The following is a 19,918-nucleotide window of genomic DNA, read 5'->3' on the forward strand; positions in this document are numbered from 1 at the left end:
GAACTTTACCCTGGGTAACCATTGACATTTACTCGAAAATCGTGTATAGGTTGTGTTGCAGCTGGAAGAATAGGGACGGTCCTCAGGCGCATGTCTGGCGGCCGTTTTCTTTCTCTTGTGCGGGTGAACCACGCATAAGGCAGACACCCCCATGACCCAACAGCAGACTGATGAGGATGGCGGATCCGTCCTCAAACGGCAGGTCCATTACACTGCGGATCTCCTGCGTTCGCTGCAGGATTCGATCCACCGCCTGCGGAATGAGGCGGAAGACTTACGGGAGCAGCTCGAAACCGAAGGCGCCGATGACACCACCGGCGCCAAATCACAGGTCAGCAAGCTGGAAGCGCTGATCCGGGATTGCCAGAAAGTGGAGAGACTCCTTGCAGAACAAAGCAGTGAATTCGCCCGTATGCTCAAATCCGAACACGAGCTCGACTTCGGCGCCGCCCGCAGAGATGTCGAAAGCCGCCTGGCTGGCATCCGTGCCTCCCTTTCTCCAGAATTGGTTCTTGAATGAATTGCCGCAGAAGTCGCTTTGTGCGCTGCCGCATTTGTTTGCGTTCTGGGCGCTCGGGCATCAGCTGCCGCCGCAAGGCAAATGGCGCGCCTGGGTTATCCTGGGCGGCCGCGGTGCGGGCAAGACCAGGGCCGGGGCTGAATGGGTGCGCGCACAGGCCGAGGGCGCGCGGCCCGGCGATCCCGGCACCGCGCGCCGGGTTGCGCTGGTGGGCGAGACCTATGACCAGGTGCGCGATGTGATGATCCACGGCGACAGCGGCATCCTGGCCTGCTCGCCTCCGGACCGGGGGCCCAAGTGGAAAGCCTCCGAGCGAAAACTGATCTGGCCTAACGGCGCCGAGGCACAGGCGTTTTCCGCCAGCGATCCCGAAGCCCTGCGCGGTCCGCAGTTCGACGCCGCCTGGGCGGATGAGCTGGCCAAGTGGAAAAAGGGGCAGGAGTGCTGGGATATGCTGCAGTTTGCCCTGCGGCTAGGCCGGGACCCGCGCGTCTGCGTCACCACCACACCCCGCAATGCGCCTGTGCTGAAGCGGCTGCTGGCGTCGCCCAGCACGGTGCGCAGCCATGCGAAGACCGAGGCAAATAGCGCCAACCTGGCCCCGTCTTTCATCGAAGAGATGCGGGCGCGCTATGCCGGCACAAGGCTGGGGCGGCAGGAACTGGACGGGGTGCTTCTGTCGGATGTGCAGGGGGCGCTCTGGTCAACGGCCTTGCTGGAGGCCGCGCAGGTGGCGGAGGCACCGCCGCTCGACCGGGTGGTGGTGGCGGTCGACCCGGCGGTGAGCGCGGGTAAGTCTTCGGACGCCTGCGGTATAGCCGTGGCCGGCGCCGTCACCCGCGGCAAGCCGCAGGATTGGCAGGCCTATGTGCTGGCCGACCGGACGGTGCAGGGCGTCGGGCCGCTGGCCTGGGCCCAGGCGGTGATTGCCGCCCGCGATGCCTTTGGTGCCGAGCGGGTGGTCGCCGAGGTCAACCAGGGCGGGGCACTGGTGGAGACGGTGCTGCGGCAGGCGGATCCCTTGGTGCCATTCCGGGCCCTGCACGCAGGAAAAGGCAAGGCGGCGCGGGCGGAACCAGTGGCGGCGCTGTATGAGCAGGGCCGGGTCCGTCACCTGCCGGGGCTGGGCGAACTGGAGGAGCAGATGTGCCAGATGACGCCGCAAGGGTATCAGGGGCAAGGTTCGCCCGACCGGCTGGACGCGCTGGTCTGGGCCCTGCACGAGCTCATTATTGCCCCCGCTGCGCACCACCGGATGCCGCAGGTGCGGGTTTTGTGAGCGCGTAATCCGCGCCCGTCTCAGGCTGGGCAACCGCCTTTGAAACTTAGGAGCCGCCTGCAGATTTGCAGGCGGTTTTTGTTTTAAAACAATAGTCTATGGCAGGGTGTTGCGTCATCTGCGTACGCTGCCCTCGGCAAATCTTCAGGCCTTTCTGCCATTAATTATCCTCAGCAAAGGCGCACCGGCCCCTGCGGCCCGCCGCGCCAGACCCCGAGGAACAAGGAGCGGACCATGGTCTTTGACCTGCTGCGGCGCAACAAGCCCGAACCCCCGGAGATGTCTCTGGAGCAGAAAGCAAGCCAGACCGCCCGGGTGGTCTCCTGGCACGGGTCCGGCCGCGTGGCCTGGAGCCCGCGCGACAGCGTATCCCTGACCCGCAGCGGCTTTGCCGGCAATCCGGTTGGCCATCGGGTGATCCGGCTGATTGCCGAGGCCGCGGCTGCGGTACCGCTGGTTCTGCAGGACAGCCGCCAGCGCTATGAGACCCACCCCTGGCTGGTACTGCTGGCCCGCCCCAATCCGGCCCAGGGCCAGGCTGAGCTGCTGGAGGCGCTGTACGGCCATCTACTGCTCTCGGGCAATGCGTATGTCGAGGCAGTGACGGCTGACGCCGGCGTACCCGCCGAGCTGCATGTACTGCGCTCTGACCGGATGAGCGTGGTGCCGGGGCCGGACGGCTGGCCCGCCGGCTTCGAATATGCAGTGGGCGCGCGCAAGCACCGTTTTGCCACGGAGGCTGTGAAGTCCCCGATCTGCCATATCAAAAGCTTCCACCCGCAGGATGACCACTACGGCCTCTCGCCGCTGCAATCCGCGGCGATGGCGATTGATGTCCACAATGCGGCCTCGCGCTGGTCCAAGGCGCTGCTGGACAATGCAGCCCGGCCTTCTGGTGCGCTGGTCTGGAAGGGCTCGGATGGGCACGGGCGCATGTCCGAAGAGCAGTTCCGCCTGCTAAGCGACGAGATTCAATCGAACTTTCAGGGCGCCAAGAATGCCGGCCGGCCAATGGTTCTGGAAGGCGGCTTGGACTGGAAACCGATGGGGTTTTCGCCCTCGGACATGGAATTCCAGAAAACAAAGGACACCGCCGCCCGCGAAATTGCGCTGGCCTTCGGGGTGCCGCCGATGCTGCTGGGTATTCCGGGCGATGCAACTTACGCCAACTATCAGGAAGCCAACCGCGCTTTCTACCGGCTGACAGTGCTGCCGCTGGTGGCAAAGGTCACCGCTGCGCTGGCGGATTGGCTGGCGGGGTGGACTGGCGAAGAGCTGACACTGAAAGCCGATCTCGACCAGCTGCCCGCCCTGGCGGCAGAGCGGGAGGCGCAGTGGCGCCGGGTGTCCTCCGCTGATTTCCTCTCCACTGCGGAAAAGCGGCAGCTGCTGGGGTTGCCCACAGAAGCCCCGGCTGCGCCGCAACCGGAGGGCGGACAGGATGACTGAGCACCCGATGCATGCCTTCGACTGCTCACCGGGGCTGCGCCTGTCCGCCCATGAGAGGGTCGCCCAGATCCAGCATGAAGCCGTGAACCGCCGCCTCGACCGGATCGAGCAGATGATGGAGAGGCTGGAGAAACGCCTGTGGCTCACCGTCTACGGCGTGGCAGCGGTGATCCTGGCGCAGGCCTTCCAATCCTTTTTGACGGTGCAATTGCCGTAACAACAATAACTTGCGAGGCAGATATTATGCAGGGAACGCCCCAGCTTGAACATAAATTCGCACGTTTCGGCGAGGATCTCTCGCTGAAGGATGCAAGTGAAATCAAAGGTTATGCCAGCCTGTTCGGCCAGACGGACCAGGGCGGCGATGTGGTGGAGCGCGGCGCCTATGCGGCCTCTTTGAAAACGCTCAAGGCGCAGGGCCGCACTGTCAAGATGCTGTGGCAGCACGACCCGGCCCAGCCGATCGGCGTTTGGGATGAGGTGCACGAGGACAAGCGCGGGCTTTACGTGAAGGGCCGGCTTTTGACGGCTACACCAAAAGGCGCCGAAGCCGCCGCGCTCATCGAAGCAGGCGCCATCGACGGCCTTTCAATCGGGTACCGAACCGTAAAATCCTCCCGCAGCCAAGACGGCACCCGCCGCCTGACCCAAGTGGAACTGTGGGAAGTGTCGCTGGTCACTTTCCCTATGCTGCCCGCTGCCCGGGTGGACGCCAAATCCGCAGCCTCCGAGGCCGAGGCGCTGCGCGCTCTGGCTGACGGCCTGCGCAAGATTACCCAGGACCTCAAGACAGGCCAGACCTAGAGCCGGTCAAAACCAGAGCAGGACAGAACGCATAAGCAAACAGGATCTCCCGGCCCACACCGGGGACGCAGCGCCCCTGGCGCATGAAGTCAAGCAGGCGATGGCTGGCTTTCTTCATGAATTCAAGGGGTTTCAGGACGATGTGCAATCAAGGCTGAAACAGGCGGAAGAGCGAGTGAACATGCTGGACCGTAAGACAATCTCTCAGAACCGCCCCCATCTGGCCGCAACCCAGGACGCGGGCGCGCCGCATCAGAAGGCGTTCAATGCCTATCTGCGTAGCGGCGATGACGATGGCCTGCGCGGCCTCGAGCTGGAAGGCAAGGCGATGTCCACGGCCGTCAACAGCGAAGGCGGCTACCTGGTCGATCCGCAGACCGCTGAGACCGTGAAGTCGGTGCTGAACTCTTCGGCCTCAATTCGCGCGGTGGCCTCGGTGGTGCATGTGGAGGCGACCTCCTATGACGTGCTGATCGACCACTCCGAGATGGGCGCCGGCTGGGCCACCGAGACCGACCCCTCGGCGGAAACCGCCACTGGCACCATCGACCGCATCGCCATCCCGCTGCATGAGCTGAGCGCGCTGCCCAAGGCCTCGCAGCGGCTGCTGGACGACAGCGCCTTTGACATCGAGAGCTGGCTGGCCGGCCGGATCGCTGACAAATTTGCACGCTCCGAGGCCGACGCCTTCATCAACGGCGACGGCATCGACAAGCCCAAGGGCTTCCTGTTCCACCCGGTGGCAGAGAATGACAGCTGGAGCTGGGGAAGCCTCGGCTACAAGGCATCGGGCGTGGACGGTGATGCCGGCAACGGCGACGCCATCATTGATCTGGTCTATGCGCTGGGGGCGGAATACCGCGCCAATGCAACCTTCATCATGAACTCCAAGACGGCGGGAATCCTGCGGAAACTGAAAGATGCCGACGGCCGCTTCCTGTGGTCCGACGGGCTGGCCGCGGGTGAGCCCGCGCGTCTGATGGGCTACCCGGTGCTGATCGCCGAGGACATGCCGGATCCGGCTTCCAACAGCTTCTCCATTGCCTTTGGCGACTTCCAGGCGGGCTACACCATCGCCGAACGCCCGGACCTGCGCGTGCTGCGCGACCCCTTCAGCGCCAAGCCTCATGTGCTGTTCTATGCCACCAAGCGCGTCGGCGGCGACGTCAGCGACTTTGCTGCGATCAAGCTGATGAAATTCGGCGTGAGCTAACCGCTCACCGCTGATGGCGGACCGGCAGCCCGGTCTGCCGGCTGGCACGCACCACAATTTCTTCTGCCGTCTAGCTGCTCCCCCTCCGTCCGAGCGGCAGGAGACGGTGCGTGCCGGCCAAAACCTGACATGGACATCAGATCAGGGCCGGAATGGGGGACGCCCACAGGAGTGAGATGATGATGCTGAGCGAAGTAACCCCCGTGCCCGAGGCCGCCCTGCCGCTGGCCCAGTTCAAGGCGCATCTGCGTCTGGGCACCGGGTTCGGCGAGGACAGCCTGCAGGATGACGTGCTGCTTGGCTTTCTGCGAGCAGCCCTGGCGGCGATCGAAGCCAGGACCGGCAAGGCGCTGATTATCCGTGAATTCTCGCTGGAGATCCGGCACTGGCGTGACCGGGAGAAAGCGGTGCTGCCGATTGCCCCGGTGCAGGCTGTGACCGAGGTGACCCTGCGCGATGCAGGCGGCAGCGAGACGGTTCTGGATGGGGCTCTCTACCGGTTTGAGGGCGACACCCACAGGCCGCGGCTGCTTCCGGCGGGCAGTCTGCTGCCTGCGATCCCCTCCGGCGGGCTGGCGCGGATTGAAATGCAGGCCGGCATGGCCGCGGACTGGGGCGGCTTGCCTGCCGATCTGGGCCAGGCGGTGATGCTCCTGGCCGCGCATTACTACGAATACCGTGCCGACACCGGCCTGCACAGCGGCTGTATGCCTTTTGGCGTCACCAGCCTGATTGAACGCTACCGCAGCCAGCGGCTGACCCTGGGAGGTGTCTCATGAAGCACCTCCCCAAACTGTCCCGCCAGCTGATGCTGGAAGATCCGCAGCGCATCTCCGACGGTGCTGGCGGCTATACCGAAACCTGGGTGGCGCTTGGTTCGCTTTGGGCTGAGGTAAAGGCGCTTTCGGGCCGCGTGGCCGGAGACAGCCTTTCTTTGCAGAAATACCGGATTACCTTGCGCGCTTCGCCGGTTGGCTTTGCATCCCGTCCCCGGCCGGATCAGCGGTTCCGGGAGGGAAACCGCCTTTACCGTATTGATGCGGTTGCTGATGCCGGCCCCGAAGCCCGCTACCTCACTTGTTTCGCGGTTGAGGAGGTGAGCGGATGACCTATGCCATCGCCGGCGGGCTGCAATCCGCCGTCTACACGCATCTGACCGGAGACGCGGCGCTGGCGGCGCTGGTGGGCGGCGCAATCTATGATGCGGTCCCTGCGGGCGCTCTGCCTCAGACCTATGTGGCGCTCGGCAGCGAAGAGGTGCTGGACCGCTCCGACAAGACCGCGGGCGGCGCAGAGCACCGGTTCTTCATCACCGTCACAACCGACACCGCTGGTTTTGCCGAAGCCAAGGCGGCGGCTGCAGCGGTCTGCGACGCGCTGGTCGGCGCTTCGGTGCCGTTGACCCGCGGCCAGCTGACAGGCCTTTGGTTCGACCGGGCCAAGGCCGAACGCCTCAGCGGCGGCGGCAGGCAGATCACCCTGCGCTTCAGGGCGCGTGTGGATGATGTCTGATCTCACGAACCTCTAAAAACCTGTTGAAATTACGGGAGAAACCCCATGACAGTTCAAAACGGCAAAGACCTCTTGGTCAAAGTGGACATGAACGGTGCAGGCCTGTTCGAGACCATCGCCGGCCTGCGCGCCACGCGGATCAGCTTCAACGCTGAAAGCGTCGATGTGACCAGCCTCGAAAGCCAGGGCGGCTGGCGCGAGCTGCTGGCGGGCGCGGGCGTGCGTTCCGCTAACATCTCGGGCTCTGGTATTTTCCGCGACGAGGCGACCGACGAAAGGGCGCGCCAGCTGTTCTTTGACGGCCTCACGCCGGAGTTCCAGGTGATCATCCCCGACTTCGGCATTGTGCAGGGCGCCTTTCAGGTGACCGCGCTGGAATATGCCGGCAGCCACAATGGCGAAGCGACCTATGAGCTGAGCCTCGCCAGCGCCGGCGCGCTGAGCTTCACCGCGGTCTGATCCGATGGTGAACCCGCATGCTGGTGAGGCGGAACTGCTCGTAAATGGAACACCTTACGTGCTGAAGCTGACGCTCGGCGCGCTGGCCGGGCTGGAGGCCGCGCTGGAGGAAGGCACCCTGGTGGAGCTGGTGCAGCGGTTTGAGCAGGGCCGCTTCTCCGCCCGTGACGTGCTGGCGCTACTGGTGGCCGGCCTGCAGGGCGGCGGCCATGACCTCAGCCGCGAGGAGCTGGCAAGCGCCAGCATCGGCGGCGGCCCGCTCCAGGCGGCAAAGGTAGCGGCTGAGCTGCTGGTTCGCAGCTTCTCGGTGCCGGACGCGTCATGAGCACGCTCGACTGGCCCGCGCTGATGCGCGCCGGGATGGCTGGGCTGAAACTGCTGCCGCGCGATTTCTGGCAGCTCACCCCGGCCGAGCTGCGGCTGATGCTGGGCGAGGCGGCGCAACCGCAACCGATGGCGCGGAACCGGCTGGCGGAGCTGATGCAGGACTTTCCGGATTTTCCACCACCGCTGGAAATGGAGACAAAAGATGGCTGACACATCCTCGATAGCCGAACTGGAATTGCAGGGCGAAGCTTTGGGCGAAGCGCTGGACGGCGCCTCAGGAATGGCCTCTGCCTTTGCAGAAGTGCTGGGGCGGGTTAAACAAGGGTTTTCCGAAACCGGGCGTGATGCGCAGATCCTGGATCGCAGTCTTTCCAAAGGCTTGCGGCGCGCTTTTGACGGTCTGGTGTTCGACGGCGACAACCTGTCGGAGGCGATGGATACGCTGGCGCGCTCGATAATCCGCACCACCTACAACGCCGCGATGAAGCCGGTAACCAACCACGTCAGCGGCATGGTGACAGACGGGCTGAGCGCGCTGATCGGGAACATGCTGCCTTTTGGCGATGGCGCCGCCTTCAGCCAGGGCAAGGTGATGCCTTTTGCCAAGGGCGGGATCGTGACCGGCCCTGTAGCGTTCCCGATGCGCGGCGCGACCGGCCTGATGGGCGAAGCCGGGCCCGAGGCAATCCTGCCGCTCACCCGCGGCGCCGACGGCTCGCTGGGTGTGCGCAGCCAGGGCAGCGGCGGGATCAACGTGGTGATGAATGTCTCCACCCCGGACGTCAAAGGCTTTGAACGCAGCCGCAGCCAGATCGCCGCACAGCTGACCCGCGCGCTGAACCGCGGCGGGCGAAACCGTTAAAGACGGAGGGTAACCCAATGAATTTTCACGAAGTCCGCTTTCCCGCTTCTCTCAGCTTCGGCTCGGTCGGCGGTCCGGAACGGCGCACCGATGTGGTGACGCTTGCAAACGGGTTCGAGGAACGAAACACCCCCTGGGCGCACTCGCGCCGCCGCTATGATGCCGGTCTTGGGCTGCGCTCGCTGGAGGATATCGAAACGCTGATCGCCTTCTTCGAGGCGCGCCAGGGTCAGCTTTACGGGTTTCGCTGGAAGGATTGGAGCGACTACAAATCCGCCCGGCCCAGCGCCGAAGCCGACTTCCGCGATCAAGTGATCGCGTCAGGCGATGGAAGCACCGCGGCATTTCAGCTGGCAAAGACCTACCGCTCCGGCGCCTTTACCTATCAGCGGCCGATCACCAAGCCGGTGTCCGGCACGGTGCGGATTGGCATCGACCAGGATGAGCTGCAGGAGGGGGTGGACTATGAGCTGGACACCGCCACCGGAATGATCACCTTGTCGCATGCTCCCGAACAGGGCCGCAGCATAGTTGCCGGGTTTGAGTTCGACGTGCCGGTGCGGTTCGACACCGGCAGCATCCAGACCAGTGTGGCTTCGTTTCAGGCGGGCGAGGCGCCGGCAGTGCCAGTGGTGGAGGTGCGGGTATGAGCGGGCTGTCTGACGCCTTCCGCGCCCATGTTCAAAGCGGCATTACCACGCTGTGCCGGGCCTGGGCTTTGGAGCGGCGCGACGGGACGGTGCTTGGATTCACCGATCACGATTGCGTTCTGGGTTTCGACGGATTGGAATTTCAGCCCGGCAGCGGCCTGACCGCTCGGGCGCTGAGCCAGGCAACCGGGCTTTCAGTTGACAATACCGAAGCGCTTGGCGTGCTGAGCGATGCCGCGGTGCGCGAAGAGGACATTGAAGCGGGGCGTTTTGACGGCGCCGAGATACGGTGCTGGCTGGTCAACTGGCAGGATGTGTCGATGCGCTGGCTGCAGTTCCGCGGCTCGATCGGCGAGATCCGCCGCGCGGGCGGCGCCTTTGAGGCGGAGCTGCGCGGGCTGACCGAAGCGCTGAATCAGCCGCAGGGCCGGATTTACCAGAAACCGTGCACGGCGGTGCTGGGCGACAGTGCTTGCCGGTTTGACCTGGATACGCCGGGGTATGCGGTGGAACTGCCCGCCGCCGGTGTTGAAAGCAATGAAGTGTTCCGCTGGGCGGCCCTGCCGGGCTTTGAACCCGGCTGGTTCGCGGACGGGCGGCTGACGGTGCTGAGCGGTGCGGCCCAGGGTTTATGGGCCCCGGTCAAGTCTGACCAGAGCACGGCGGAGGAGCGCAGAGTGACGCTTTGGGAGCCGGTCCGGGCTACGGTGGCGGCCGGCGATCTGCTGCGGCTTGAGGCCGGGTGCGACAAGCGCATGGAAACCTGCCGGCTGAAGTTCAACAATTTGCTGAATTTCCGCGGCTTCCCTGACATTCCCGGCGAGGATTGGGTGATGGCGGTGCCGCGCCAGTCCGGTGCCAATACCGGGGGAAGCCGGAGGTGAGCAGCAGGGTGGTCAGCGCCGCGCGCGGCTGGATCGGGACACCTTATGTCCACCAGGCGTCGTGCAAGGGCGCGGGATGCGATTGCCTGGGCCTGATCCGGGGGCTGTGGCGCGAGCTGCTGGGCTGCGAGCCGGAGATACCGCCTGCATACACGATGGATTGGTCTGAACCGCAGGGCGCGGAAGCGCTTTGGCTGGCCGCACGGCGGCATCTCGTGGAGAAACCCTTGCCGGCTGCAGCCCCGGGCGATGTGATCTTGTTCCGGATGCGGCAGGGATCGGTGGCCAAGCACCTGGGGGTGCAATCCGCGGCCTGCGCAAGCCCCGCCTGGTTTGGCGGCCAGGCGGGAAGCCGCACTCAGGGGGCTGCATTTATCCATGCTTACGCAGGCCGCGGGGTGGTGGAAAGCCCGCTGAGCCCGCCCTGGCAGCGCCGGATCGTGGCGCGTTTCCGATTTCCTTAAGGAGCAGATCTGATGGCGACTATCCTTCTTTCGGCTGCAGGCGCAGCCATCGGCGGCACAATCGGCGGCGGCATTGCCGGGTTGTCTTCGGCGGTGATCGGGCGCGCGGCGGGGGCCACCCTGGGTCGGCTGATCGACGAGCGTCTGCTGGGCTCGGGCTCTGATCCTGTGGAAACAGGCAAGGTGGACCGGTTCCGCCTGACTCAGGCCAGCGAAGGCGCGGCTGAGGAGCAGCTGTACGGCCGGATGCGGCTGGGCGGGCAGGTGATCTGGTCCTCGCGCTTTCTGGAAACTGCATCCACCAGCGGCGGAGGCGGCGGCAAGGGGCGCCCAAGACAGCCGCAGGTGACCAGCTACAGCTATTCAGTGTCACTGGCGATTGCGCTGTGCGAGGGCGAGATCGCCCATGTGTCCCGGGTCTGGGCAGATGGCGAGGAAGTGTCGCCCGGGGATCTCTGCATGACCGTTTACACCGGCAGCGCAGACCAGCTGCCTGACCCGGTGATGGAAGCAATCGAAGGGCCGGGTCAGGTGCCCGCCTACCGCGGCGCCGCCTATGTTGTGATCGAGAACCTGGAGCTTGGGCGTTTCGGAAACCGGGTGCCGCAGTTCTCATTTGATGTGCTGCGGCCCGAACAGCCCGAAAGCAGCACTTATGCGCAGGATCTGGGCCAGCTGGTTAAGGGCGTGGCGCTGATGCCGGGCACTGGTGAATACGCACTGGCGGCAGATACGGTGCATTACTCCGGCGGACCGGGCTCGGCCAAATCTGCCAATGCCCATTCGCCATCAGGGGTAAGCGATCTCAAAACCTCGCTGAATGCACTGGAAGCAGAGTTGCCCTCCTGCGGCTCTGCTTCGCTGATTGTGTCCTGGTTCGGCGATGACCTGCGCTGCGGCACATGCACGCTGCGGCCGAAAGTGGAGCATAAGGATGCCGAAGGCAGCATTCCTTGGAGCGTCAGCGGAGTGGACCGCAGTGCCGCCGGGGAAGTGCTGTCGGGGGGGGATGGCGCGCTTTATGGCGGCACCCCGGCGGATGCCAGTGTTGTGCAAGCGATCCGTGAAATGCAGGCGCGCGGCCTGAAAGTGATGTTCTATCCGTTCATCCTGATGGACCAGGGCGAGGGCAATACCCTGCCGGATCCCTGGACCGGCGCCGCCAGCCAGCCGCATCTGCCCTGGCGCGGACGGATTACCCTGTCTGCAGCACCCGGCCGGCCGGGCTCCCCGGACGGCAGCCCAGCAGCGGATTCTGAGGTGGCTGATTTCTTTGGAACGGTCACGGCCGCGGATTTCGCGGTGGGTGACGGCACCGTCTCTTACTCCGGTCCCGAGGAATGGAGCTTGAGCCGCTTTATCCTGCATTATGCGGCGCTGTGTGCTGCAGCCGGCGGGGTGGAGGCGTTTTGTATCAGTTCGGAAATGCGGGCGCTCACGCAGATCCGCGGGGCCGCTGGTTTTCCGGCTGTTGCGGCGATGCAGGCCTTGGCGGCGGAAGCCCGGCTGCTGCTGGGAGCGGAAACCAGGATCGGCTATGCGGCGGACTGGTCCGAGTACTGGGGTTATCAGTCGCCTGAAGGGGATCGCTTCTTCCATCTTGATCCGCTGTGGGCTGACCCGGAAATCGATTTCATCGGCATCGACAATTATATGCCGCTGTCCGACTGGCGCGAAGGGGAGGATCACCTGGATGCTCAGGCCGGGGTGCCGGCGATCTATGACCCGGACTATCTGCAAGGCAATGTCGAGGGCGGAGAGGGCTATGACTGGTATTACCACTCGCCCGAGGCTGAGGCAGCGCAGATCCGGACTAGTATTACCGATGGCGCCTATGGCGAGCCCTGGGTCTGGCGCTACAAGGATATCCGCAACTGGTGGCTCAACGAGCATCACGACAGAATTGGCGGAGTGCGTCAGGCGGCGCCGACCGCCTGGGTACCGCAATCCAAACCCATCTGGTTCACCGAACTGGGCTGCGCGGCCATCGACAAAGGCACCAATCAGCCAAACAAGTTTCTGGATCCAAAAAGTTCGGAATCGAAACTTCCAAAATATTCCAATGGCTTGCGGGATGATCTTATTCAGATCCATTACCTGAGGGCGGTGCTGGGCTATTGGGGGGACGCGGCGAGAAACCCGGTGTCCGAGGAATACGGCGGCCGGATGATCGATATGGCAAACGCCTATGTGTGGGCCTGGGATGCCCGCCCGTTTCCGGCCTTTCCCGGCCGGCTTGATATCTGGAACGACGGTGAAAACTACCTTCGCGGCCACTGGTTGAACGGGCGGGCCGGTCAGCGCACGCTGGCTTCGGTCGTTGAGGAGATTTGCCGGGCTGCCGGGCTGGAGGATTTTGATGTCTCGGAGCTTTACGGGGTCGTTCATGGGTTTGTGAACCCGGATGTGAGCGACGCCCGGGCGGTGCTGCAGCCCTTGATGCTGCGGCATGGGTTTGATGCGATCGAACGCGACGGGATGCTGAAATTCCGCATGCGCAAAGGAACCGGGGCGGAGGCGCTGGTGCTGGAGCATTTGGCCGAAACGGATGAATTGCAGGGCACCACTGAGCTGAGCCGCTCCAGCGAGGCAGAGCTGGCAGGCCGGGTGCGGCTGCGCTTTACCGAATGGGGTGGAGATCATGCGGCGGCAGCGGTCGAGGCGGTGCTGCCGGACGAGGCAACTCATTCGGTGAGTCAGAACGAATTGCCGCTTGCGCTGACCCGGGCAGAAGCGCGCCAGGTGGTTGGGCGCTGGCTGGCGGAAGCGCGGATCTCGCGCGATACTCTGCGGCTGCAGCTGCCGCCGTCGATGCTGCATCTCGGGGCGGGGGACGTGATATCTCTGCCGCTGGAGGGCGGTGAACGGCTTTACCGGATCGACCGGGTGGAGCAGGCGGACGCGCAGCTGGTGGACGCGGTCCGGATCGAGCCGGGCCTGTATGACAATGCGGCGGTTGCAGAGGAGATGCCCGGGGTGAACGCCTTTGCGGCGCCCGGGCCAGTGCTGCCGCTGTTCATGGATTTGCCGCTGATGCGCGGCGATGAGGTGCCGCATGCGCCGCATCTGGCGCTCACCGCAGAAGCCTGGCCTGGCAGCGTGGCGGTTTATAGCTCTGAGGCAGATGAGAATTACCGGCTGGAACAGGTGATTGCCGGCCGCCAGGTGGTTGGGGTGACAGAAACGCCCTTGCTGTCCAGCGGCAGCGGCCGCTGGGACCTTGGGGCGGATCTGCAGGTGAAACTGATCTTCGGCAGCCTGGAAAGCCGCGAGGCGCAGGCAGTGCTGAACGGCGCCAATGCCGCTGCCATCGGCGACGGAAGCGCGGAGAACTGGGAGCTGTTTCAGTTCCGCGAGGCCGAATTGATCGCGCCGCAAACCTATCTGCTGCGCGGCAGGCTAAGAGGGCAGCTGGGCACCGATGCGGTGATGCCGGAGGTGTGGCCGGCCGGGTCATTTGTGGTGCTGCTCGATGGCACGCCAGTGCAGATGGAACTGGCGCCGGAACAGCGGCGAAGGCTGCGCCACTACCGGATCGGCCCGGCCCGCAGGGCGCTGGACGATCCCTCCTTTGTGCATCTGCAGGAGAGTTTCGATGGTATCGGGCTGCGGCCGTATGCGCCGGTGCATCTGCGCGTGGCAGGGGAGCTGGGGGCGGACATTGAGGTCTCCTGGATCCGCCGCACCCGGATCGAGGGAGATAGCTGGGATCTGGCTGAAGTGCCGTTGGGCGAGGAGGTCGAGGCCTACCGGATCCGGGTGATGCGCGGCACCACTGTGCTGCGCGAGGAAACCGCAGCTGCACCGCAATGGTCATATTCCGCAGCGGGGCAGGCCGCAGACGGCGTCCTGGCCGGCGATGTGCTGGAAGTTGCGCAGCTTTCTGCCCGCTATGGTGCCGGGCCGGCAGCGCGGGCAGCGCTGGGGTGAGGCGGCCGGTGCTGCCGGGCGATATCTCAGCGGCCGCCCGGGCGCTTCTGGCGGTTGCGCCTGAGGCGCGGGGCGGCGTCTGCCGCAGGATTTTCAGCGGTGCCGTGGAGGCCCTTGTGCACGAAAAGCTGTATGGCCGCCCGCATCCGCGCTGGGGTGATGGCTCGCAGTCGGCGGCGGCCCGGCGGTGGCAGCTGGCAGATGAACCGTTCTGGGACGACCCGGCTTATCTTAGATGCCTCCAGATGGTGCTGGGCGGCGTGGCAGCACTTGCGGACGAGGCAGAAGGCGGTGCTCCCGCCGGCTGATCCGTGCAGGAAACCTGCCCGGCCAGCCGTTGGGCATGGCACCCCGCGCCAATGCGCGCGGTGCGGGCCGGCGGTGCAACCAGTTTCACGGTCCGGACTCATTCTTGCTGGAAATATGTTCCATCAAGGGTTTGCGTTTGCGCAATTCCACCTTAGATGGCTATCGTGGGCGAAGAAAGGATGCTGAGCCATGATCAAGACGCGCCAAGCCGTTACCCCGGTCGATCCCGTATGGGACCGGATTACCCGCGAAGCTGAAGAGGCAGTGGCCTCGCAGCCGCTGATGGGCGGGCTGATCCACGCTTGTATCCTGCACCACAAATCGCTGCAGAAAGCGCTGTCCTACCGGATTTCCGCCAAGCTTTCCTCGAACGAGATGTCGATGACAATCCTGCGCGAGATCGTGGATGACGCCTATGCCGATTGCTCGGAACTGGTGGAGGCCGCCCGCGCCGACCTGATGGCAATCAACGAACGCGACCCGGCCAGCCACCGGCTGCTGCAGCCGATCCTCTATTTCAAGGGGTTCCAGGCCGTGCAGGCGTACCGCGTCAGCCATTACCTGTGGGAGAAGGGCCAGAAGGACCTGGCCTATTTCTTCCAGATGCGCACTTCCGAGATCTTCGGGATCGACATTCACCCCGGCGCCCGGATCGGCAAGGGGATCATGATTGACCATGCCCATTCCATCGTCATCGGTGAGACTGCGGTGGTCGGCGACAATGTCTCGATGCTGCATTCGGTGACCCTGGGCGGCACCGGCAAGGAAGAGGAAGACCGTCACCCCAAGATCGGCGATGGCGTTCTGATCGGGGCCGGTGCCAAGGTGCTGGGCAACATCAAGGTTGGCCATTGCAGCCGGATTGCAGCCGGTTCTGTGGTGCTGCAGGAAGTGCCGCCGTGCACAACGGTGGCCGGTGTGCCTGCCAAGATCGTTGGCGAGGCAGGGTGCGACCAGCCGTCGGTCAACATGGACCAGGTGGTGCCGGCAGGCTCTCCCGCCGCGGAGTGAGGCTTGCGGCGCCAGCGCCGGGGCATGAGTATTTTGGGAAAGATGAAAGGGGGCGTTTGACGCCCCTTTTTCTGTTTTGGCTGTGGTGTGGAACCGGCGGATGAGGTGCCGGAGAATGGTCTTCCGCCTGATACGGGAAGAAGCGGCCAGCCTTCTGAAGGACGCTCGGGTCAGGCGGTTATGTTCGGGCGGCAGGGCGGTTGCCTGGACGGCGGTTCTTCTTTCGCGGCGGTCTGGCCGCATATCTTGAACCGGGCCCAGCCCGGCCGCATATTTCCTTGGAAACGCGAGAGAAATTCCAACCTGACAGGAGCAGGCGATGATCTATACGACTGAGGGGCGCGGGCGGCTTTACGGGTCCGTCCTGGAGACCGTGGGCAATACGCCGGTGATCCGGCTGAACCGCATCGCGCCGGAGCATGTGACGGTCTATGTGAAGTTCGAGGCGTTCAATCCGGCGGGGTCGGTGAAGGACCGGCTGGCGCTGAACATCATCGAGGCGGCTGAGCGGGATGGGCGGCTGAAGCCGGGCCAGACCGTGGTGGAGGCGACCAGCGGCAACACCGGTATCGGGCTTGCCATGGTTTGCGCGGCCAAGGGCTATCCGCTGGTAATCACAATGCATGACGGCTTCTCGGTCGAACGGCGGCGGCTGATGCGGATGCTCGGCGCCAAGGTTGTGCTGACCCGCAAGGAGGACAAGGCCGTGGGCATGGTGGCCAAGGCGCGCGAGCTTGCTGAAGCGAACGGCTGGTTCCTGGCGCATCAGTTCGAGACCAAGGACAACGCCGATATTCACGAGGCGACCACCGCCCAAGAGATCCTCGGGGATTTTGAGGGTGAACAGCTGGATCATGTGGTGCTGGGGTATGGCACCGGCGGCACTGTGTCGGGCCTGGGTCGGGTGCTGAAGGATGCCCGCCCTGGCCTGAAGATCACCCTTAGCGAGCCCGCGAACGCAGCGCTGGTGCAGTCGGGCACGGCGCAGGAGCGCAACGGCGCGGGTGAGCCAGCAGCGACCCATCCTGCCTTCAACCCGCATCCGATTCAGGGCTGGACCCCGGACTTTATCCCGCTGGTTCTGCAGGAAGCGCTGGACCAGAGCTATTTCGATGGGCTGGAGCCGGTGAGCGGCGACGAGGCCGTTGCCTGGTCGAAGCGGCTAGCAGCGGAGGAAGGCATTCTGACCGGAATCTCCGGCGGGGCCAGCCTGGCGGCTGCGGTCAAAGTGGCCAAAGCTGCGCCGGAAGGCGCGGTGCTGCTGGCAGTGCTTCCGGATACCGGCGAGCGGTACCTGTCTACGCCGTTGTTCGATGGCATCCCTGCAGAGATGGATGCGGAAGAGGCGGCGCTGTCGGCTTCGACACCGGGCTACCGGTATTGATCTGCTCTGGCGCACCGTTTCTGGCGGCGTACGGGCTGAAGCCGCAGCGCATTTGAGTAATTAAGCAAAGAAGAAGGGGGCGCACGCTCCCTTGTTACCTTAATGGCGGTTATGAGCGCTTGAAAAGAAAAAGCCCCGGCTGCTGACCGGGGCTTTTGTGCGGGTTGGCGGCGGCGGTTCAGGCCAGCATCACCATCGGGTTTTCCAGGTTTTCGACGATGGCCTTCAACAGGTCCGCCCCCAGGGCGCCGTCGATCACGCGGTGGTCCACCGACATGGTGACGCTCATCACGGTGGCGACCTTCAGCTCGCCATCGGCGCCCACAACCGGCTTTTTGACGCCAGAGCCGACCGCCAGGATGCCCGCATGCGGCGGGTTCACGATGGCGTCGAAGTTGTCGATGCCGAACATGCCGAGGTTTGAGATGGCGAAGCTGCCGCCCTGGTATTCATGCGGCGCCAGTTTGCGCTCGCGGGCGCGCGACGCCAGGTCTTTCATCTCAGACGACAGCGCCGAGAGCGATTTGGTATCGCTGTCCTGCAGGACGGGGGTGAACAAGCCGCCCTCGATGGCAACGGCGACGGCAACGTCGGAGGCTTTCATTTTCAGAACGCGGTCGCCGGCCCAGACGGCATTGGCATCCGGAACCGCCTGCAGTGCCAGGGCCACGGCCTTGATGATGAAATCGTTGACCGAGAGCTTCACGCCGCGGCCTTCCAGCTGCTTGTTCAGCTCAGCCCGGAACTTCAGCAGCGCATCCAGCTGGATGTCGCGGCGCAGGTAGAAATGCGGGATGGTCTGCTTGGCCTCGGTGAGGCGGGCTGCAATGGTCTTGCGCATGCCGTCCAGCGAGACTTCCTCGTAGTCGCGGCCTTCGTACATGCGGGCCACCATATCGGCCGAGGGGCCTGCGGCAGGCGCAGGCGCAGCCGCAGCGGCTGGGGCCTGGGCTGCTGCGGCAGGCGCAGCGGCAGGTGCTGCGGCAGCAGCAGCCTGCGGCTGGGCGTCGATGACGTCGGCTTTGACGATGCGGCCTTTGGGGCCAGAGCCTGTGATCGCGCTCAGGTCCAGGCCCTTGTCCGCAGCGATGCGGCGCGCCAGCGGCGAAGCGAAGATCCGGGTGCCATCGGATGCTGCCGGTGCCGCCGGGGCAGGGGCTGCCGCGGCAGGAGAGGGTGCGTGGGCGGGCCCCGGCTCTGCTGCTGCCGCGGCAGGCGATGCTGCTGCAGCAGCCGGAGCCGAGCCGATGTCATCAGCGCTTTCGCCGTCTTCCAGCAGCACCGCGATGGCGGTGTTGACCTTCACTCCTTCGGAGCCTTCGGCGATCAGGATCTTGCCGACCACGCCTTCGTCTACGGCTTCGAACTCCATGGTGGCCTTGTCGGTTTCAATTTCAGCAATCAAGTCGCCCGAGGAGACGGTATCGCCTTCCTTGACCAGCCATTTGGCCAGGGTGCCTTCCTCCATGGTGGGGGACAGGGCGGGCATCAGGATTTCGGTGGGCATCTCAGCGCTCCTCAATCAGTATAATTTGGTCATAGGGCGCCTTGGGGCGCTTGCTGCCGCGGGCCAGCAGGGTGATCGCGGCTTCGATCTTGGCTTTGTGTTCCGCCATCCAGACATAGGCGTCCTGATGGGAGGGCCGCGATCCGATCAGCCTTGTGTCTGCTGCGAGACGTTCGGGAACCAGTGCCTTGACTGTTCGCCCGTCGACTTGCAGTTCGACGCGGTAGCATTCGGTTTCGGGATCGCGGCCCCTGATCTCCATCTCTGCCTCTAGCGGTAAGTCACTTGCTTAACTGCCGCGACCACCTCATCCGTGGTGATCAGCGCGTGGCGTTCCAGGTTGGCGGCATAGGGCATCGGCACGTCCTTGCCGGTGCAGACCGCAACCGGCGCGTCCAGGTAGTCAAACGCGTCGCGCTGCACTTCCGAGGCGATGTAGCTGCCGACGGAGCCTTGCGGCCAGCCTTCCTCGACGGTGACGAGGCGGTTGGTCTTCTGCACCGAGGCGATCACCGTGGGCAGGTCCATGGGCCTGAGCGTCCGCAGGTCGATGACCTCGGCGCTGATGCCTTCCTCCGCCAGCTTGTCCGCTGCTTCCAGCGCATACTGCATGCCGATGCCGAAGGAGACGATGGTCACGTCCGAACCTTCGCGCCAGATGCGGGCCTTGCCGAAGGGCACGGTGTAGTCGTCCAGCTTGGGAACGTCGAAGGCGCGGCCGTAGAGGATTTCGTTCTCCAGGAAGATGACCGGGTTATTGTCGCGGATCGCGGTCTTCATCAGGCCCTTGGCGTCGGACGCTGAGTAAGGCATCGCCACTTTCAGGCCCGGGATCTGCATGTACCAGGCGGCATAGTCCTGCGAGTGCTGGGCGCCGACGCGGGCAGCGGCGCCGTTGGGGCCGCGGAACACCATCGGTGCGCCCATCTGGCCGCCGGACATATAGAGCGTCTTGGCGGCCGAGTTGATGATGTGGTCGATCGCCTGCATGGCGAAGTTGAAGGTCATGAACTCGACAACCGGGCGCAGACCGCCAAAGGCAGCGCCTGTGGCGATGCCGGCAAAGCCGTGCTCGGTGATTGGGGTGTCGATCACCCGCTTGGAGCCGAATTCGTCCAGCAGGCCCTGGGAGACCTTGTAGGCGCCCTGGTATTCGGCAACTTCTTCACCCATCAGGAAGACGTCTTCGTCGCGGCGCATTTCCTCGGCCATGGCGTCGCGCAGGGCTTCGCGGACCGTGGTCTGCACCATTTCGGTGCCTTCCGGGTAATCGGGTTCAAGGTCCACAGCCAGTGCCGCGGGGGCTGCGGCAGCAGCGGCGGGGGCTGCGGGCGCCGAAGGCGCCTCTGCCTCC

23 protein-coding genes are annotated in these 19,918 nt (G+C 64.7%); 20 read left to right on the plus strand and 3 right to left on the minus strand.

Going from position 1 to position 19,918, the window contains the following annotated elements:
* The first annotated feature begins 151 nt into the window (after positions 1–151).
* The 20 genes from RA19_RS20475 (at position 152) to cysK (ending at position 17,057) form a co-directional block, all read left to right on the plus strand.
* The gene (locus RA19_RS20475; protein WP_052261954.1) at positions 152–520 is read left to right on the plus strand and encodes a hypothetical protein; all 369 of its coding nucleotides are present in this window, start codon (positions 152–154) and stop codon (positions 518–520) included.
* Positions 513–1,799: a DNA-packaging protein gene (locus tag RA19_RS20480; RefSeq protein ID WP_039166269.1), complete on the plus strand. Its 1,287-nt coding sequence runs from the start codon at positions 513–515 to the stop codon at positions 1,797–1,799. Before RA19_RS20475 ends, RA19_RS20480 begins: the two co-directional genes overlap by 8 nt.
* A 234-nt stretch (positions 1,800–2,033) precedes the next feature.
* Complete coding sequence (locus RA19_RS20485) at positions 2,034–3,248, plus strand: phage portal protein (protein WP_039166270.1); 1,215 nt, start codon at positions 2,034–2,036, stop codon at positions 3,246–3,248.
* Positions 3,241–3,465 (plus strand): GTA head formation protein, RCAP_rcc01685 family, encoded by a 225-nt coding sequence (locus RA19_RS20490; RefSeq protein WP_024090123.1) that lies wholly within the window; start codon positions 3,241–3,243, stop codon positions 3,463–3,465. The genes RA19_RS20485 and RA19_RS20490 overlap by 8 nt, the downstream gene beginning before the upstream one ends.
* A gap of 26 nt (positions 3,466–3,491) precedes the next feature.
* Positions 3,492–4,052 (plus strand): HK97 family phage prohead protease, encoded by a 561-nt coding sequence (locus RA19_RS20495; protein ID WP_039166273.1) that lies wholly within the window; start codon positions 3,492–3,494, stop codon positions 4,050–4,052.
* 31 nt (positions 4,053–4,083) lie between these two features.
* A complete protein-coding gene (locus RA19_RS20500) occupies positions 4,084–5,265 on the plus strand; it encodes a phage major capsid protein (protein WP_039166276.1) in 1,182 nt (393 codons plus the stop codon).
* Between the two features lie 179 nt (positions 5,266–5,444).
* Complete coding sequence (locus RA19_RS20505; RefSeq protein ID WP_039166618.1) at positions 5,445–6,044, plus strand: head-tail connector protein; 600 nt, start codon at positions 5,445–5,447, stop codon at positions 6,042–6,044.
* The gene (locus RA19_RS20510; protein WP_039166279.1) at positions 6,041–6,373 is read left to right on the plus strand and encodes a head-tail adaptor protein; all 333 of its coding nucleotides are present in this window, start codon (positions 6,041–6,043) and stop codon (positions 6,371–6,373) included. Before RA19_RS20505 ends, RA19_RS20510 begins: the two co-directional genes overlap by 4 nt.
* The gene (gene gp17, locus RA19_RS20515; RefSeq protein WP_039166281.1) at positions 6,370–6,777 is read left to right on the plus strand and encodes a tail completion protein gp17; all 408 of its coding nucleotides are present in this window, start codon (positions 6,370–6,372) and stop codon (positions 6,775–6,777) included. The genes RA19_RS20510 and gp17 overlap by 4 nt, the downstream gene beginning before the upstream one ends.
* A gap of 45 nt (positions 6,778–6,822) precedes the next feature.
* On the plus strand, positions 6,823–7,236 hold the full coding sequence (locus tag RA19_RS20520; RefSeq protein WP_039166284.1) for a phage major tail protein, TP901-1 family: 414 nt from the start codon (positions 6,823–6,825) through the stop codon (positions 7,234–7,236).
* A gap of 4 nt (positions 7,237–7,240) precedes the next feature.
* Positions 7,241–7,561, plus strand: a complete 321-nt coding sequence (locus RA19_RS20525) for a gene transfer agent family protein (protein ID WP_039166288.1) — start codon at positions 7,241–7,243, stop codon at positions 7,559–7,561.
* On the plus strand, positions 7,558–7,773 hold the full coding sequence (locus RA19_RS20530) for a rcc01693 family protein (protein WP_039166290.1): 216 nt from the start codon (positions 7,558–7,560) through the stop codon (positions 7,771–7,773). Before RA19_RS20525 ends, RA19_RS20530 begins: the two co-directional genes overlap by 4 nt.
* A complete protein-coding gene (locus tag RA19_RS20535; RefSeq protein WP_039166293.1) occupies positions 7,766–8,425 on the plus strand; it encodes a phage tail tape measure protein in 660 nt (219 codons plus the stop codon). Before RA19_RS20530 ends, RA19_RS20535 begins: the two co-directional genes overlap by 8 nt.
* Positions 8,426–8,442: 17 nt before the next feature.
* A complete protein-coding gene (locus RA19_RS20540) occupies positions 8,443–9,075 on the plus strand; it encodes a DUF2460 domain-containing protein (protein ID WP_039166296.1) in 633 nt (210 codons plus the stop codon).
* Positions 9,072–9,959 carry a DUF2163 domain-containing protein gene (locus RA19_RS20545; protein WP_039166298.1) on the plus strand — a complete coding sequence of 296 codons (888 nt, stop codon included), beginning with the start codon at positions 9,072–9,074 and terminating at the stop codon, positions 9,957–9,959. Before RA19_RS20540 ends, RA19_RS20545 begins: the two co-directional genes overlap by 4 nt.
* The gene (locus RA19_RS20550) at positions 9,956–10,423 is read left to right on the plus strand and encodes an NlpC/P60 family protein (RefSeq protein ID WP_039166301.1); all 468 of its coding nucleotides are present in this window, start codon (positions 9,956–9,958) and stop codon (positions 10,421–10,423) included. Before RA19_RS20545 ends, RA19_RS20550 begins: the two co-directional genes overlap by 4 nt.
* Before the next feature lie 12 nt (positions 10,424–10,435).
* On the plus strand, positions 10,436–14,353 hold the full coding sequence (locus RA19_RS20555; protein ID WP_039166304.1) for a baseplate multidomain protein megatron: 3,918 nt from the start codon (positions 10,436–10,438) through the stop codon (positions 14,351–14,353).
* Between the two features lie 8 nt (positions 14,354–14,361).
* On the plus strand, positions 14,362–14,661 hold the full coding sequence (locus tag RA19_RS20560; RefSeq protein WP_342586090.1) for a DUF7742 family protein: 300 nt from the start codon (positions 14,362–14,364) through the stop codon (positions 14,659–14,661).
* Between the two features lie 190 nt (positions 14,662–14,851).
* Positions 14,852–15,673, plus strand: a complete 822-nt coding sequence (cysE, locus tag RA19_RS20565; protein WP_039166310.1) for a serine O-acetyltransferase — start codon at positions 14,852–14,854, stop codon at positions 15,671–15,673.
* 319 nt (positions 15,674–15,992) lie between these two features.
* A complete protein-coding gene (cysK, locus tag RA19_RS20570; RefSeq protein ID WP_039166312.1) occupies positions 15,993–17,057 on the plus strand; it encodes a cysteine synthase A in 1,065 nt (354 codons plus the stop codon).
* 178 nt (positions 17,058–17,235) lie between these two features.
* On the opposite strand, the gene RA19_RS20575 is transcribed toward cysK, so the two are convergent.
* From RA19_RS20575 to RA19_RS20585, 3 genes are all read right to left on the minus strand, one after another.
* The gene (locus tag RA19_RS20575) at positions 17,236–18,564 is read right to left on the minus strand and encodes a pyruvate dehydrogenase complex dihydrolipoamide acetyltransferase (RefSeq protein ID WP_039166314.1); all 1,329 of its coding nucleotides are present in this window, start codon (positions 18,562–18,564) and stop codon (positions 17,236–17,238) included.
* A gap of 1 nt (position 18,565) precedes the next feature.
* Positions 18,566–18,826, minus strand: a complete 261-nt coding sequence (locus RA19_RS20580) for a hypothetical protein (protein ID WP_039166316.1) — start codon at positions 18,824–18,826, stop codon at positions 18,566–18,568.
* 8 nt (positions 18,827–18,834) lie between these two features.
* A partial coding sequence (locus RA19_RS20585) for a pyruvate dehydrogenase complex E1 component subunit beta (RefSeq protein ID WP_039166318.1) occupies positions 18,835–19,918 on the minus strand: 1,084 nt, incomplete at its 5' end.

This window comes from Leisingera sp. ANG-M1 (assembly GCF_000813745.1).
GTDB lineage: Bacteria > Pseudomonadota > Alphaproteobacteria > Rhodobacterales > Rhodobacteraceae > Leisingera.